Annotated in this window: 15 protein-coding genes; 12 read left to right on the top strand and 3 right to left on the bottom strand. The window is 42.3% G+C overall.

All coding sequences use genetic code 11. The features are described from left to right. Window positions 1-127 precede the first annotated feature (127 nt). The 3 genes from LA303_RS09040 to LA303_RS09050 all read left to right on the top strand — a co-directional run bounded on the left by LA303_RS09040 (window position 128) and on the right by LA303_RS09050 (window position 3,055). Complete coding sequence (locus LA303_RS09040; protein WP_240524949.1) at window positions 128-691, top strand: hypothetical protein; 564 nt, start codon at window positions 128-130, stop codon at window positions 689-691. A gap of 156 nt (window positions 692-847) precedes the next feature. After that, window positions 848-1,069, top strand: a complete 222-nt coding sequence (locus LA303_RS09045) for a PLDc N-terminal domain-containing protein (RefSeq protein WP_240524950.1) — start codon at window positions 848-850, stop codon at window positions 1,067-1,069. Window positions 1,070-2,020: 951 nt separating this feature from the next. Beyond that, window positions 2,021-3,055 (top strand): TlpA family protein disulfide reductase, encoded by a 1,035-nt coding sequence (locus LA303_RS09050; protein WP_240524951.1) that lies wholly within the window; start codon window positions 2,021-2,023, stop codon window positions 3,053-3,055. Between the two features lie 201 nt (window positions 3,056-3,256). Here the strand turns inward: LA303_RS09050 and LA303_RS09055 are convergent, their stop codons facing one another. Together LA303_RS09055 and scpB are read right to left on the bottom strand one after the other, a co-directional pair. Further along, complete coding sequence (locus LA303_RS09055; RefSeq protein WP_240524952.1) at window positions 3,257-3,955, bottom strand: spermidine synthase; 699 nt, start codon at window positions 3,953-3,955, stop codon at window positions 3,257-3,259. Beyond that, window positions 3,921-4,700: a methylmalonyl-CoA decarboxylase gene (gene scpB / locus LA303_RS09060; RefSeq protein ID WP_240524953.1), complete on the bottom strand. Its 780-nt coding sequence runs from the start codon at window positions 4,698-4,700 to the stop codon at window positions 3,921-3,923. Before scpB ends, LA303_RS09055 begins: the two co-directional genes overlap by 35 nt. Before the next feature lie 185 nt (window positions 4,701-4,885). On the opposite strand from scpB, the gene LA303_RS09065 reads away from it, so the two are divergent. From LA303_RS09065 to LA303_RS09100, 8 genes are all read left to right on the top strand, one after another. Continuing rightward, the gene (locus LA303_RS09065; RefSeq protein WP_240524954.1) at window positions 4,886-6,271 is read left to right on the top strand and encodes a TlpA family protein disulfide reductase; all 1,386 of its coding nucleotides are present in this window, start codon (window positions 4,886-4,888) and stop codon (window positions 6,269-6,271) included. A gap of 113 nt (window positions 6,272-6,384) precedes the next feature. Beyond that, window positions 6,385-7,284: a DMT family transporter gene (locus tag LA303_RS09070; RefSeq protein WP_394371582.1), complete on the top strand. Its 900-nt coding sequence runs from the start codon at window positions 6,385-6,387 to the stop codon at window positions 7,282-7,284. Window positions 7,285-7,394: 110 nt separating this feature from the next. Next, a complete protein-coding gene (locus LA303_RS09075; RefSeq protein ID WP_240524956.1) occupies window positions 7,395-7,640 on the top strand; it encodes a putative signal transducing protein in 246 nt (81 codons plus the stop codon). A 22-nt stretch (window positions 7,641-7,662) separates the two neighbouring features. Continuing rightward, window positions 7,663-8,490: an aminotransferase class IV gene (locus LA303_RS09080; protein ID WP_240524957.1), complete on the top strand. Its 828-nt coding sequence runs from the start codon at window positions 7,663-7,665 to the stop codon at window positions 8,488-8,490. A gap of 42 nt (window positions 8,491-8,532) precedes the next feature. Further along, on the top strand, window positions 8,533-9,375 hold the full coding sequence (locus LA303_RS09085; RefSeq protein ID WP_240524958.1) for an SPOR domain-containing protein: 843 nt from the start codon (window positions 8,533-8,535) through the stop codon (window positions 9,373-9,375). Between the two features lie 39 nt (window positions 9,376-9,414). Beyond that, a complete protein-coding gene (locus tag LA303_RS09090) occupies window positions 9,415-10,596 on the top strand; it encodes a hypothetical protein (RefSeq protein ID WP_240524959.1) in 1,182 nt (393 codons plus the stop codon). Between the two features lie 100 nt (window positions 10,597-10,696). Then, the gene (locus LA303_RS09095) at window positions 10,697-12,502 is read left to right on the top strand and encodes an aconitase/3-isopropylmalate dehydratase large subunit family protein (RefSeq protein WP_240524960.1); all 1,806 of its coding nucleotides are present in this window, start codon (window positions 10,697-10,699) and stop codon (window positions 12,500-12,502) included. Window positions 12,503-12,538: 36 nt separating this feature from the next. Continuing rightward, window positions 12,539-12,805: a DUF1858 domain-containing protein gene (locus LA303_RS09100; RefSeq protein WP_240524961.1), complete on the top strand. Its 267-nt coding sequence runs from the start codon at window positions 12,539-12,541 to the stop codon at window positions 12,803-12,805. Window positions 12,806-12,878: 73 nt separating this feature from the next. Here the strand turns inward: LA303_RS09100 and LA303_RS09105 are convergent, their stop codons facing one another. Continuing rightward, the gene (locus LA303_RS09105) at window positions 12,879-14,654 is read right to left on the bottom strand and encodes a bifunctional metallophosphatase/5'-nucleotidase (protein ID WP_240524962.1); all 1,776 of its coding nucleotides are present in this window, start codon (window positions 14,652-14,654) and stop codon (window positions 12,879-12,881) included. Window positions 14,655-14,823: 169 nt separating this feature from the next. Here LA303_RS09105 and LA303_RS09110 point away from each other — a divergent pair, with 169 nt between their 5' ends. Continuing rightward, entirely contained in the window at window positions 14,824-15,195 is a 372-nt protein-coding gene (locus LA303_RS09110; RefSeq protein ID WP_240527129.1) for a co-chaperone GroES, read from the top strand. The last annotated feature ends 7 nt before the right edge of the window (window positions 15,196-15,202 follow it).

Here is a 15,202-nt window from a genome sequence, read left to right on the forward strand (position 1 = left end):
CATCCGGTTAAACACAAAAAAGTACGGTTACCCGAAAATGTTTTTGGGGATAGTGGGTTATTAACGTAGACTTAAGGAGTTATTAGTCCCCATTTGAAGAAAGACACAACATACCAAGATAACAGAAATGAAACATAGAAATTTAGGAATTTGGGACGTTCGGGAAAAATCTGAATTTTGGAAAATACTGGCAAAAAAAATAAATGCAGATTTTAAAATAACAACGACAGTTTCAAAAGACTTTAATAAGTTGGAATTAAAAGCAGAATACAAAAAAGTAATGATTACTTTCACAGAAACGGACACAACACCTCTCTTTGTTAATTGTATATTTAGACAGACAAGCAACCTGACTTGGTTTGAAATATCCAAAAGTGATTTTATTGAGCAAATAATGAATAAGTTTAGCAGAAAAAAGATAACGTCAAGAAACAGAGAATTTAATCAGAACTACCTTTCAAAAACAATTGATAATCACAAAATCAAATCGATAATTAACAACAAAAACATTACAGACTTGATACTAAATCAAAACTTAACTTTTATTGGTGGAAAACCAGAAAAAGATGGAGAATTTCACTTAAGTTTAAATGTTCATCGAAACGTAAATAATATAGAACAACTTGAAGCAATTTATGATTTAACAACTAAACTTATTGATGAATTTAAAGGAATAAAAAACGGCTACTAACAATAAGCGTTCTGATTGGGCCGTCCCGACCATCAGAACGCTTATTGTTATGGATTCAACAAACTGCATAGTAAACTGAAAGATTTACGCATTAAAACGACAAAAAAACCTTAGATTTGTAAAATAAAAAGTAACCACAATTATAAAATACCAAAGATGAACTACTTAATGATTGTATTTTTATTGCTAATACTGGCACTGGAATTTTGGGCATTGATTGACCTGACAAGATCCCGGTTTAAAACCCCGATCATGCGAACGGTTTACTTGCTCATCGTTTTGTTTTTTCCGGTGCTTGGGACAATAGCCTACTTCCTGACAAAAAAAAGCGTCACAACCAAAGAATCCAGGAGGTTTCAGCCGGAATTTAAGTCGTAAACAAAATATTGCTGCTGTAAATAATTCTGTTATCGGCAAAACAAAAGCCAAAAAAACTCACCCTTCGTTTTTTTGGTGGTTGTGTAAGCGAGCCTATTTTTCAGGCCATTCAAAGTTAAGGTTTTTAATCGTATTTTAAAATGCGCTAAAAAGGAGCATTTTAAAATTTTCAACCGGCACAATGCCCCAAAATGCGCCTCTTCAGAAAAAAAGCGGCATCTCTGATTTTTTCAAATAAAGTCCCGAACGTTAACCGTTTTTCCTCCCTTTTTTGTACCTTTACGGCAACCTAAAAAACAAACCCTTGCGCGCAAGTCGCCCATTATATTGTTTTACCTCCTACCGAAACTTTTTTACAGCTTCCCAGGCAAATATTCACCCCAGAGAAATCCGGTCATCCGGAAACATCACAAAGCTAAACACTTTGTTTACAACAATATATACGATCACCCACAAGAAGCACGCAAAAAAGCAGAAATAAAATAAAGTAAAAAAATGAAAAAGCCCCATTTTAACAGCAGCAGAACAGAAAAGGATTTTTTAAATAGCCTACTTCGATTGAACAAGAAGAAATATTTCCTTCTGAGCATAATTATGCTGCTTATTTCTTCTTTTACCTATGCGCAAAATACTGCTGTATTATATGGCACTTGTTCGGATACGAGCGTAACCCAAATACAATATTGTCCAGTGAATCCTTTCAGATGGAGTGTGATTAATCAAAATCATCGTATTAATGTGCCACGGAAGAATCATCATTTTGAAATAAAACGGCATGTTCAAAGTCCTCAGCTATTTAATATTTATCCACCAAGATATTCCTGGAGTCAACTCATTTATATTACTCCCGGAGATTCTGTTCTATTTCAAATTGTACCTCTTTCAAAAAAGAACACCTACAAGATTGTATTCTCAGGGAAAAATGCAGCACAATATAATTATGACCTATTTATGAGAAAAGCATTTTTCAGACAGAATCCTTATTTCAAAAAAGGGGGCGATTTAAACCAGTATAAGCAGGCACTCCTTGCCTATAAAAACAGGCAAATGGATTCGTTGACGGATTACGTCCGAAAGCATAAGGTTTCAAAGGATTTTATCGATTATGCAAAGGCAGAAATTAACAATGAATATGTTTATCGTTTATTTATACCGCTCGATAATAAATATGTTTCCAGGCATGATTTGCCTTCCGGCTATTTGCAGGATGCCATACCCGAAAAAAATAAAGTGTCCCGTGCTTATAAAACAGCTTTAGCCGATAAATATATTTACAACTACACCCATTCCCCAGTATCTAATTTTGATTCTGTTTATACGAATATCATGTATCATTTCTCCGGTCAGGACAGGGCTTTCTTATTGAGTACCATGATTGGATATTATGCGTTACAACAAAAAACCGAATACCAATCCAAACTATTACATGTTATTCAGGAAGCACCAAAATACGTGCATAACCAACAGTATCTAAATTACATCCACAGAGCAGAACAGTTTTACACGATGATCAACCATCCTTTTCCGGATAGTGTTCTTACCCATACGTATTTAATATCTTTTAACGGGAACAAAAAAATAACATTGAAAGAATTATTGAATCATTATAAAGGCAAAGCGCTTTATCTGGATTTTTGGGCCAGCTGGTGCGCTATCTGTAGATTTGAAATTACCGGATCCCATCCGGCAAGACAGTATTTGGCCCAAAAGGATGTAAAATGGATTTGCATTTCAAGAGATACTGATGAGAAAGCCTGGTTAAAAGCAGTTAAAAAAGACAGCGTGTTACAAAATCAATATCTATTATGTAATGTTCCCGCTTCTCCATTACTCAAATACCTGAATATTAATTATGTTCCACGATATGTATTGATGGATAACCAACATGACATTAAAGAACCGAATGCACCACATCCTGCTTCTTATTTCAGCAACAAAAACTTTGAAAAATTAAAAAAGAGCATTCAGGAAATTACCGGAAAATGAAAATCGCAACCATTAAATATCTCAAATGAGAATGGAAACCTATTTTGGTAACAACAGCTTAATGCTGTGCAACATAATTAGTCAATGAAACACCTGGCCAAATATCAGCATCATTTCACAGTCGAACAACGGCAAATAAATTAATGATCCCGATTACCGGTACCATCTCTGTGGCACTTTATCATCCGTTCATCATTCTTTTCATTTTTTCCCGGCAAAAACAACATTGTCCGGTTGTTTTGCAGGAGCAATGATCCGGACATCCTGAAAAACAGAACGGAAAGCCTTTTCAAAAGGCGCTTTTTGACTGCGGGCCCGGAAATCGTACAAAAGATAGTTGAACAAAACCTGCCCGCCGGGCGCCAAATACCGGTCAACCTGCTGTAAAAAAGCAGATGCCAAAAACTTTTCCGGAATACGGTGATCCAGAAAAACATCCACCACAATAAGGTCAAAAACGGAAGAAGGATGGCGAGAAAGGAAATTGGCGGCATCATCCACCACCAGTGTCAGGTTTTTTAAACGGTTGAGCCGGAAATATTTCCGCCCCAGTTCCACTATTTTTTCATCAATTTCCACACCGGTTATTGAGCAACGGCATTGCATTTCGTGTTGCAGGATCTGCGCCACACTTCCCGCGCCAAATCCCAGAATCAGCACATGACGAACCGATTCAAGGTCCGGTTTAAGTTCCTGAAAAGCCGATTGAAAAACGCGATGAAGACTGCCAAATGAGTAATTCACATGCGGAGCATTCAGCACCCATTGTCCTTTTTGCCGGATTACTTCCAGCTGATTATACCGGGTTTGCACCTTTTCTGCAGGAAACCATTCCGGAAAAACTTTTCGCAAAAAAGAAAACATTTTACTTTCCTTTAAAAACCGGTTTCCGTTTTTCAAGAAAAGCCTTTTTCCCTTCTTCAAAATCGCGACTGAAATAAACGCGTTTGACCGCTTCGCGGTTTTCCTCATCCTGTGTCACCTGTTCCACAGTCCGGGTAGCCAGTTGACGAACTTGTTTTTTGATGAGTGAAATGGCCAGCGGAGCATTATTTAAAATTTTCGACGCCATGTTCAGGGTAAAGGTTTCGAGCTTCTCCGAAGCAACAAGATGATTTAATATTCCAAGATGAGCCGCTCTTTCGGCTGGCATCACATCGGCGGTAAAGAACAATTCCATGGCAATATTACTTCCCACCCGCTGCAAGACACGGTTTACCTGGTTGGGATTGTACGGCGCACCAATTTTGGCCGGGGTAATGGCAAACGATGCCCGCGGACCGCCCACCAGGATGTCGCAGGCAAAAGCCAGTTCGCATCCTCCTCCCCAAACACTCCCGTCGATCATGGCAATAACCACCCCCGAAAAATTTTCAATGGCCGTAAGGATTTTTTCCAGGCTGTAAGCATACGGCACCGGATCTTTTCCGGGAGACGGAAGCTGGTCAATTCGTAAGCCGGCACACCACACTTTTGCCTGCGGGTTACTGCGCAAGACCACTACGCCTGCCCTGTTTTTTTCGAAAGCATCAAATGCTTCCGTCATTTCATCAATCATTGTCAGGTTAAGCGAATTGCTCTTCGCATCGTTGTCAAGCCACAAAGTGCCCAGTCGCTCTTTCTGTTCGGTCTGAATAAACTGCATCGGCGAACTTTTTTGACAAATGTAAGACAATTTCGCTGTCCTTTTCCGGGAAAAGGAAGCCCGAATCCGGTCAAAAAAAATACCGTTTTCCATTTTTTATACAGTCTCCCCAAAATATTACCGGAGCGCAAGTCACAACCAACGGGGGAAACCCTTACTTTTGCCTTTAAAATTTTATTTACATCATGATTACCAGACAAAAAATCTTTTTGCTTTTTGCACTGTTCTTTTTGGGAACAGAAATACAAGCCCAGACTTTTCATTTGCGCGGAACCATTCCGGGCATGAGCAATTCGGATGTCTTTCTTCTGGAAGACTTCGCTGACTCGCAAAAAATGGTAGATACGGCCAAAACCGACATCTCCGGCACATTTGATTTTACTTTTAAAAAAGATATGCCGGTGGGGATGTACCGGATAATGACGCCTCTGGGACAAGTTTTCAACGTTATCTACAATCATGAAAACATTGCCTTTGAGGCTACCGGACTCCAGGGCAATGACCAGATCAAGGTAGAAAAATCAATTGAAAACCTTATCTATTACAAATATCTTCATGTAAAAAGCAAAGACGAACTCCGCATTAACATTCTGATGCCCGTTTTACAATACTACCCTCCTGCCGACACTTTTTATGCGGTCATCCGCCATCAGGTAGAAAAGCTGCAGGAAGAAACGGCACAGGTAACCCACACGCTGATTGCCCAAAATCCGGGAACCCTGGCCGCCCACTTTATTGCCATGGACCAACCGGTTTATCCGCCGGCCACTATTCCGGCAACGGCACAAGAACAGTGGATAAAAAAACACTATCTTGATCATGTGGATTTCAACGATACACTGCTGTTGCGCACCCGCCTTTTCACAGCCAAACTGGTAGGTTATCTTTCGCTTTATCAAAAAGACGGAATGGACAAAAAAGCCATGGAAAAAGCTTTTACCGCTCCGGTAGATACCCTGCTGAAAAAAGCCCGCGTCAACGAAAAAATGTATCTCTTCACATTGGGATACTTTTTAAAAGGATTTCAGAGTTTCGGATTCGAACACCTTTTAGAGCATATTGCCAAAACCCAAAACCTTTCAAGTCTTCCGGGAAACGATCCGGAGAAACTGGCATTGGAAAGTCAGTTGCAGATCATCCGGCGGCTGGCCATCGGCAAAACCGCTCCGGATTTCAAAGCCAAAACACTGAAAGGAAAGAAAATACAGCTCAGCAAAATAAATGCCCAACATACCTTACTCGTTTTTTGGGCAAGCTGGTGCCCCCATTGTACAGCTACCCTGCCCAAACTGAAAAAATATTACGATCCGGCACATCCTGAAAAACTTCAGGTCATTGCCATTTCTGTGGACAACGACCGCAAGTCGCTGGAAAAAGAAATAAAAAAAGAAGGTTATCTCTGGCCCAACATTGCCCGGTTAAAAGGATGGGATAGTCCGATTGCCCTGGAATACGGGATTTCTTCCACCCCGACTTTCATTTTGCTAGATAAAGACAAAAAAATTGTGGCCAAGCCGGGAAACCTGCACGAGCTGGAGCAGTTGCTGAACACCATCGAAAAAAAGAAATAATCACCGTAAACCACTGCGATACAAAGCACTGCATTATTCAAGGCATTCATAATCATTGATCACCTAAGCGGCAAAGGATAATTTTTACCTTTGCCGCAATAAATTTTGAAAAGATTTTGAGAAACAAAGAGCTTATTCGCGGAACAGCGGCCATTGGCTTTTCAGCCATTCTGTGGGGATTCGACGGCGTGGTACTCACCCCGCGCCTGCAAGGACTGGATGTGGGTTATGTGGTTTTTATGCTGCATGCCATTCCTTTTGTTCTCATGAATTTTTTCATGTTCAACGAATATAAGCAGCTTAAAAATTTCGTCCGGCAAGATTACATCACCTTTTCTCTCATTGCCCTGTTTGGTGGCGCCATCGGCACCATGGCCATTGTAAAAGCCCTTTTTCTGGTCAATTTTCAGGACTTATCGGTTGTTGTTTTACTGCAAAAGCTGCAACCCATTTTCGCCATCTCCCTGGCTTCTGTTTTGTTGAAAGAAAAGATCAAAAAAGATTTCGCCATCTGGGCTACCCTGGCCATCGTTGCCAGTTATTTCCTGACCTTTGGATGGCACCTACCCAACATGCATACCGACCGGAACACGATTTATGCGGCACTGTTGGCTATTCTTGCTGCGTTTTCTTTCGGGAGCTCAACGGTTTTTTCCAAAAAGATCCTTTTACATTTTGATTTTAAAACCGCCACCTTTTTCCGCTACGGATTTACAGCCCTGTTTATGCTGATATATGTCCTTGCTTTTGGAAAATATACCGAGCTCATGCATACCGACCGGATACACTGGATCTTTTTTGTATTGATCGGGTTAACCACCGGTTCCGGGGCTATTTTCATCTATTATTACGGCTTGCGCCGGGTAAAAGCCATTGTAGCGACCATCAGCGAGCTGCTTTTTCCGGTTTCGGCCATCTTTTTTGATTATGTCATCAACGGCAGTCTGCTTTCGCCGGTACAATTTATTGCGGCAGCGGTTATGGTATTCTCCATTATCAAACTGAGTACCTGATGCCCCAAAACAGGTCATGCGGTAAGGTTTATTTTTTCTTAACACTTTTTGCCAGGCCGAAGACAAAAGTTTTTCTTATTTTTACCTAACTATTTTAAAACAGAAAGATCATGATGGAAGACATAAAATTAATTTATACGGGTTCGCATGTAGAAGCCCTGTTTTTACAGGAATTATTAAAAGAAAACGGCATCGGCTCCATGCTGAAAGATGTTCTCGAAGAGAGCGTCAGTGCCGGATGGGCACAAGGCTCTCCGGAAGATTCCACCAAACTCTATGTGGAAACATTTAACTACGAAAAAGCCAAAAAACTGCTGGACGAATACTTTGCCACAAGAGATAAGAAAAAAAAGTAGCCGGCCCTAGCCTGCTTCCCTGATGGAAACTGCATTACTGAATTATTTTATTGTAGATACACAACTCCGTTCTACGTGCGATTTTAATCCTTTTTTTCTCGAAAAGGGAAAGAGCATTTATGAAGTGCTGCGCGTAGAAAACGGGATTCCTGTGTTTCTGGCCGAACATATCGACCGTTTTTTCTCTTCGGCACAACTTGAACAGGTCAACACCGGACTTACTCCGGACTTTATCCGAAAGGCCATCCGTTTACTGATTACCGAGAACCGGATGCAAACCGGTAACATTAAATTTTTATCCCATCAGAATGATGCCGGCGACAACCGGTTCATGGCCTGGGTCATGCCTTTTTTTTATCCGTCTTCTGCTCAATACCGCGAAGGTGTAACCGTAGGCACCATGGCAGGGGAACGGCACAACCCAAATGCCAAAAAAGCCCTGTATGCTCTCCGCCAAAAAGCAGACCGCATGATCAAAGAAAAAGGATGGTACGAAGTGGTTTATGTCAACCGGAAAAAGATAATCACCGAAGGAAGCCGTTCCAACATCTTTTTTATCAAACAAAACCAGCTGGTTACCCCGGAACTTTCGCTGGTCTTACCCGGCATTACCCGTTCAAAGGTAATCATGCTGGCGCGCCAAAATAATATCGAACTGGACGAAAGAGAAATCCGGAGAGAAGAAACCGGGCATTTCGATGCCTGCTTTTTAACCGGAACCAGCCCGAAAGTTTTGCCGGTACGTCGTTTTGATGACACCGCTTTCGACGTATCTCATCCGGTTATACAATACATCATGAAAGCTTACGACCGTTGTGTGGAAGAAGACATCCGGAAATTCCGGTGGTAAGGGAAAAAAGATAATTTGTATTTTTACTGAAAATTTCGGTTTATGGGGATACAAAAGGGACGATTTTATTTTTTTGGGTTAATTTTGATCTGGCTTCCCGTACTTTTGTACGGTCAAAAAAAGGTACCTTCCTCCTACTGTTTACATCCCGTTGAGAAACAACTGGCTGACAGCATAAATCACATCAGGAAAATCCACGGAAAAAAAGCCCTTCCCTTATCGGTTTCTCTCTGTTATGTAGCCCGCACGCATGTAAACGATTTGCTCAAACACCATCCGGACACAAGCATTTGCAATTTGTCAAGCTGGTCAAACAAGGGGCACTGGAAACCTTGCTGCTACAACCGCTATGTCACCAACCACGAATGTATGTGGCGAAAGCCCAAAGAGCTGACCAGCTATCCGTACCGCGGTTATGAAATGGCAGCTTATTCGCAGGATACCATGAACATCGACAGTATTATTGCCATGTGGGAAGTCAGTCCCGAAGCGCTTTCCATGATCCTGACCAACGGCATTTGGGAAAAGAAATCATGGGCCTGTATGGGAATTGGGGTAAACAGTCATTATATTTCTGTATGGTTTGGCCAGCGAGCCGACCGGGCCGGAAAACCAAAAATGTGTCACAAATCATCAAAAAACAATAAAGAGAATCAAGCAATAACCCACGGATACTATCTGATTTACGGCAGTTTTCCTAATCAAGCATCAGCTACCAGGGCTTTAAAACAAATAAAAGCAAAAGGATTCAAAAAAGCCGGGATCCTGAAAAGCAAAAAACATATCCGGGTTTATCTTTACCATTCTTCCAACTTTCAGTTTATTAAAAAAGAACGGCAAAAATGGAAGAAAAAATATCCCGGATTATGGATTCTGCAGGAGTAATTTTTTATTCCCCCGTAATGTTTAAGGCAATACAGAACTATGGCAAGAAAGTTTATTTTAGAGCAGGTAACCGGGAAAAAAAGCGAAAAGGAATTTCTTGATTTCCCGGCCAGGCTGTATAAAGAGGAGAAGAACTGGATTCGTCCGCTGGACAACGAAGTGAAAAAGATTTTTGACCCAAAACAAAATAAACTTTTCCGCACCGGTGATGCCATCCGATGGTTACTCAAAAACGAAAAAGGAAAAACCATAGGCCGCATGGCCGCTTTTTACGATAAAAAAACAGCCAAAAAATACGAACAACCTACCGGCGGGATTGGTTTTTTTGATTGTATCAATAACCAGGAAGCCGCCAACACCCTTTTTGATTCCGGTAAAAAATGGCTTGAAAGCAAGGGCATGGAAGCCATGGACGGCCCCGTCAATTTTGGCGATCGCGACAACTTCTGGGGCTGCCTGAAAGAAGGATTCTACGAAAACACTTTCAATATGCCCTACAACTTTCCGTACTACAATCAACTCTTTGAAAACTACGGATTTAAAAACTATTTCAATCAATATGTTTACTATAAAAGCGTAGCGGACGGGGCCACAGACATTGCCCATCAAAAAGCGGAACGGATCATGAAAAATCCCGATTACCGCTTTGACACTTTCCGGTGGAAACGCTTTGAACATTATGCCGAAGATTTTCTCTCCATATACAACAAGGCATGGGCCCGTTTTCCGGGAGTTCCCAAAATGCGTCTTCCGCAAGCCAAAGCCCTGCTTTATTCGCTCAAGCCAGTCATTGATGAACGGGCTGTGATCTTCGGCTACTACAAAAACGAACCCATCGCTTTCTTTATCATGATTCCTGACATCAACCAGGTTATCCGGAAATTCAACGGAAAGCTGAACCTGATCAACAAAATTCGCCTGTACCTGGCATTAAAAGTCTTTCATAAACCCAACCGCCTGCTGGGACTTATTTTTGGTGTCACCCCGGAGCAACAAGGAAAAGGAGTAGAATCTGCCCTGATCTACCGTTTTGAAGAAGAGACTAAAAAGCCGGGATTTCCTTACGTTCATCTCGAGATGAACTGGATTGGTGATTTTAATCCATCCATGATAAAAATGGTTGAACGTTATGTAGGCGGACAGGTTTACAAAACCTACGTTACTTACCGGTATCTTTTCGATCGGAACAAAGAATTTAAACGGGCTCCCAAAGTGGGATAAACGCTTTTTTTCTAACAAAATTTCCTCCTTCTGTTAAATGAAATATTGAAGATCGCCCCGTTTTTTCTTTTATTTTTGTCTTTTGTAAAATGATAGAAACATGACCATTATAGAAAAAATTATTGCAGCGCATTCCGTACAGGAAAAAGTAAAACCCGGTGATATTGTAGACATTGAAATTGATGCCCGGGTAGCCCGCGATTTTGGCGGTCCTAACGTGGTAAAAAACATTGAAACGTTTGGGCTGACCGTGGATGATCCGTCCAAAACCTTTTTCACTTTTGACACCAACCCTACGGGAAGCGACCAAAAGTATGCTGCCAACCAACAGGTCGTTCGTGTTTTTGCCCGGAAACACGGCATCAAAGTTTTTGATATAAACAATGGTATTGGTACCCACACGCTCATTCGTGAAGGATTGGCATGGCCCGGTTCCACGGCAGTAACGACCGATTCGCACGCCAATATTCTTGGAGCCATCGGCGCATTTGGACAGGGAATGGGCGATAAAGACATTGCCGCAGCATTTCATCGCGGAAAAGTATGGTTCAAGGTTCCGCCCACTGTAAAACTAAACCTGACCGGACAACTTCCGGAAAAAGTAACCGCTAAAGACATTGTTTTAAACCTGTTACATGAATTCGGAGCCAACAAGCTGCTGGGTATGGCCGTGGAATTTTATGGTGATGCCGTAGACCGTTTAACATTAGACCAACGAATTACCATTGCTTCCATGGGAACCGAAATGGGAGTGATCATCCTGCTGTTCCCGCCTAACCGCGAAGTCATGGACTACTGCGAACAAGCTACCGGAAGAAAATTAAAACCGGTTTTGGCAGACAGTGATGCCCAATATATAAAAGAATATACCGTCGATGTAAGCCGTTTTGTTCCTATGGTCAGCCGTCCGGGAAAACCCCACAACACGGTGGATATCAATACCGAAAAACGGGTAAAAATTGACTCCGCCTTTGTGGGCAGCTGTACCAACGGCCGCATGGAAGACATGCGCACCGTAGCACGGATTCTGAAAGGAAGAAAAGTAGCGCCGGGCGTTGTTCTGAAAATTGTTCCGGCAACCGATAAGATCTGGCGGCAATGCCTTGACGAAGGACTGCTTACCATCTTCAAAGATGCCGGAGCACTGGTTTCCAATGCCGGATGTGCCGGATGTGCCGCAGGACAGGTAGGACAAAACGGACCAGGAGAAGTAACCATCAGCACCGGAAACCGGAATTTCCCCGGGAAACAGGGAAAAGGACTGGTTTACCTTGCTTCACCGGCATCCGTAGCGGCATCGGCAGTAGCCGGATACATCACCACCGAAGATGACATCCCGGAAAGGCCGGCCCATTTTGATTACGAAAATTCGGAAATCGATTATAAACCGGCTGCCCATTATGAGCACGAACCGGTGGAAAAACCGGTAATTGTAAAAGGCCGTGTATGGCTCATCCGGAAAGATGATATTGACACGGATATGATTTTCCATAACCGTTATCTGCAGATCACAGACCCGGAAAAAATGGGACAGTACATTTTTGACAATCTGGAAGGTTATGAAGATTTTGCAAAAAAAGTACAACCGGGAGACATTGTGGTAACCGGGAAGAATTTCGGTGCAGGAAGTTCGCGCCAGCAGGCGGTGGACGGTTTTAAAACCCTTGGGGTACAGGCTATCCTTGCCGAATCGTTTGGTGCCATTTACGAAAGAAATGCCATTAATGCTGCACTGCCGGTACTTACTTACGAGTCGCTGGACGCTTTGGAGCTAAAAGACGGTGATGTGATTACCGTGAACTTTGAAACGGGAGAAGTAACTTCTGAAAGAACCGGGAAAACAGTCCGGATTACCCCTTTCTCACAGGTACAGATGGAAATTTACAAGAATGACGGATTGTTTTAAAACCGGTTTCACTATTTTTGCAAAAAATAAATCATCATGGCTAAACCGGAAATCACCAAAGACATCTTAATCGAAGAACTGGTCAATCATTATCCTTTTTCGGTACGTTATCTGATGGAAAAAGGCATCCGTTGCATCATGTGCGGCGAACCCATCTGGGGGACGCTGGAAGAAGCAGCCCAGGAAAAAGGGTTTTCTGATGCCGATATTGAAGGATTTGTAACCGAAATGAAAGAATTGGCCACCAAAGAAACCGGCGATACAACACCGGAAAAAAAGATTGATGTCAAAAAGATGGAATAATTTTCTTTCCAGAACAAAACAAAAAAGGTTGGAGAAATTTCTCCAACTTTTTTTTATGTCCTGCAACAGCCTCCTATTTTTTCGGACCAAACAACAACTCCCGGTCACGTTTGGCGGCTGCTTTTACCCATTTTTCAGGGATTACTTTCCATTCGTTCAATGATTTTGGGGTTACCGTTCCCTGTTTTTCGATCCATTGCATCATCAAATAACGAATATCTTTTTTCGAGCTGGAGATCAGCCGCTGAGGCAGTTCTTTTTTCGGGATACCAGCTCCTTTGGTCAGCGTTCCGCCACCGCCATTCCCCTGATAAGAGTTGATGGCCACAGTATATTCTTTATTTAAATCGAAAGGTTTTCCATCAGCCATAGAGAGAATATGAATCCGGTTCCCCGGTTTTTTACTCACATCCACGGTATAACGGATTCCGGCAGCCGAATTAAAATTATAGTACGGATTTTTCAGCTCCGGACGTCCCGACCATTTTGATTTGACCAGTTTCCCGTCAGCATCTTTCTTGAACAAAAGCAGATGATCGTTTTTGTTCTGCATTGTATTAAACCACAAGCCGTACGAATACTCCAACAGGTTTTTAATCTCTTTACCCGTTAAACGCATGGTATACAAGTAGTTTTCAAAACGGTACAATTTAAACAAGTCGCGCATGTAAATCTCGCCCTTATCGATACGGGCACGGGTAGAAAGCAACGACACAATGGAAACATCAGCATGGGTTTCGTGCAATTGCAATTGATGAATGATGTCCACAAATGCCGAAGGACCAAACAGTGCATTATGGGCATTGATTCCCTGCGTAAATTTCCCAATAGGACGATCCACAAACTGTTTCACCTGAACAAAGTCGGGTTTAAACCGGGCCATAAAAGCACTGTCCGGGCGATATTTTGCCATACTTTGCAAGTGTCCGTTAATGGTTTTCTGATATTGTCCGGTTTTAGGATTGTATGTTAAGGTAATATCAGCCACAGAAACCCTTTCGGCATGAGCTCCGGGATCTAAGACCAGCACTTCTTTTCCGGCGGTATTAAGCACCTTTTGGTCACTGGGTTTATGATCATGGCCGGCAAAAACGACATCAAATCCCGGTACTTCTTTTGCCACAAGCAACGAAGCATCTTCTATGGGTTGTCCCGGCACATCAATGCCGTAATGACTGTCGGTACCCGAATGGAACAAACCGATCAACAAATCGGGATGTTCTTTTTCTTTGATCACTTTCACCCAATAACGGGCTGTTTTTACCATGCCTTCAAAATGCATTCCCGACCAGATAGAGGGCGGAAGCCAGTTGGGGATAGCCGGTGTAATCATTCCCAACACCGCTATTTTCAGTCCGTCACGATGCAAGATCACATACGGTTTGAAATAAGGCTTCCCGGTGGCATCATCCACTGCGTTGGCCGCCATCCACGGAAAATCAATTTCTTTCCGGAACTTATCATACACGGCATGTCCGGGTTCAATATCATGGTTTCCGACCGTACCGGCTGCATATCCCATATAATTCATAACCGCTGCCAACTGATGGATTGTATCCGTATCTACATAATTATAAAAGTATACAAACGGAGTGCCTTGCAAAACATCTCCGTTATCCAACAGGATTACATTTTGTTTTTTATCGGCACGCAATTGCTTTACAAAAGTTTCCACCTGTGCCAGCGATCCCCTGCGGGTACGTTGATAAACCAAATCCTGTGGAAATACACAACCGTGTACATCACTGGTTTCCAATATTTTTAAATGGACCGTCCGGGGCTGTTTCGGCTCCTGCGCAAAAAGCGCTGCCGAAAGAAACAGCGCAACAATTAATAAAATCTTTCTCATTTTTTCTCACATTTTCGGGCCAAAGATACGGATGTTCACCGGTATCCGGTTTAATTTACCCGGCCAAATTGTCTTAAAAAGATTTAAATCCCTTATCATGAAAAGTTTATCTCTTCCGAATTTCTCCTTTCCATTTACTACCTTTGCATCCGGAAAAACAACCGAATTTATGGAAAAGACAAACTGGCTGGAAAAGCTGATTGTAGTAGGCGACAGGGTTTTGATACAGCCCAAATCGGAAAGCAGTAAAACCACCAGCGGACTTTATCTGCCGCCGGGATATAAAGAAAAAGAAGAAGTACAAAGTGGTTACGTGGTAAAAACCGGACCGGGATATCCGATTCCGTTACCTTCTGACGGAGCAGACGAACCGTGGAAACCTAAAGAAGAACAAATCAATTATATCCCGTTACAGGCTCAACCGGGTGATCTGGCTATTTTTTTGAAAAAAGGAGCGGTGGAAATTCACTACCACAACCAAAAATATTATATCGTTCCCCAGCACTCCATTTTGCTTTTGGAAAGGGACGAACTCGACTAAGGGAAGC

The sequence above is a fragment of the Candidatus Sulfidibacterium hydrothermale genome (assembly GCF_020149915.1).
In the GTDB taxonomy this organism is placed as follows: domain Bacteria; phylum Bacteroidota; class Bacteroidia; order Bacteroidales; family F082; genus Sulfidibacterium; species Sulfidibacterium hydrothermale.

Coding starts and splice junctions, on each gene's coding strand:
- LA303_RS09040 (WP_240524949.1), top strand. CDS start 128: ATGAAACATAGAAATTTAGGAATTTGGGACGTTCGGGAAAAATCTGAA.
- LA303_RS09045 (WP_240524950.1), top strand. CDS start 848: ATGAACTACTTAATGATTGTATTTTTATTGCTAATACTGGCACTGGAA.
- LA303_RS09050 (WP_240524951.1), top strand. CDS start 2,021: ATGAGAAAAGCATTTTTCAGACAGAATCCTTATTTCAAAAAAGGGGGC.
- scpB (WP_240524953.1), bottom strand. CDS start 4,700: ATGCAGTTTATTCAGACCGAACAGAAAGAGCGACTGGGCACTTTGTGG.
- LA303_RS09065 (WP_240524954.1), top strand. CDS start 4,886: ATGATTACCAGACAAAAAATCTTTTTGCTTTTTGCACTGTTCTTTTTG.
- LA303_RS09075 (WP_240524956.1), top strand. CDS start 7,395: ATGATGGAAGACATAAAATTAATTTATACGGGTTCGCATGTAGAAGCC.
- LA303_RS09080 (WP_240524957.1), top strand. CDS start 7,663: ATGGAAACTGCATTACTGAATTATTTTATTGTAGATACACAACTCCGT.
- LA303_RS09085 (WP_240524958.1), top strand. CDS start 8,533: ATGGGGATACAAAAGGGACGATTTTATTTTTTTGGGTTAATTTTGATC.
- LA303_RS09090 (WP_240524959.1), top strand. CDS start 9,415: ATGGCAAGAAAGTTTATTTTAGAGCAGGTAACCGGGAAAAAAAGCGAA.
- LA303_RS09095 (WP_240524960.1), top strand. CDS start 10,697: ATGACCATTATAGAAAAAATTATTGCAGCGCATTCCGTACAGGAAAAA.
- LA303_RS09100 (WP_240524961.1), top strand. CDS start 12,539: ATGGCTAAACCGGAAATCACCAAAGACATCTTAATCGAAGAACTGGTC.
- LA303_RS09105 (WP_240524962.1), bottom strand. CDS start 14,654: ATGAGAAAGATTTTATTAATTGTTGCGCTGTTTCTTTCGGCAGCGCTT.
- LA303_RS09110 (WP_240527129.1), top strand. CDS start 14,824: ATGGAAAAGACAAACTGGCTGGAAAAGCTGATTGTAGTAGGCGACAGG.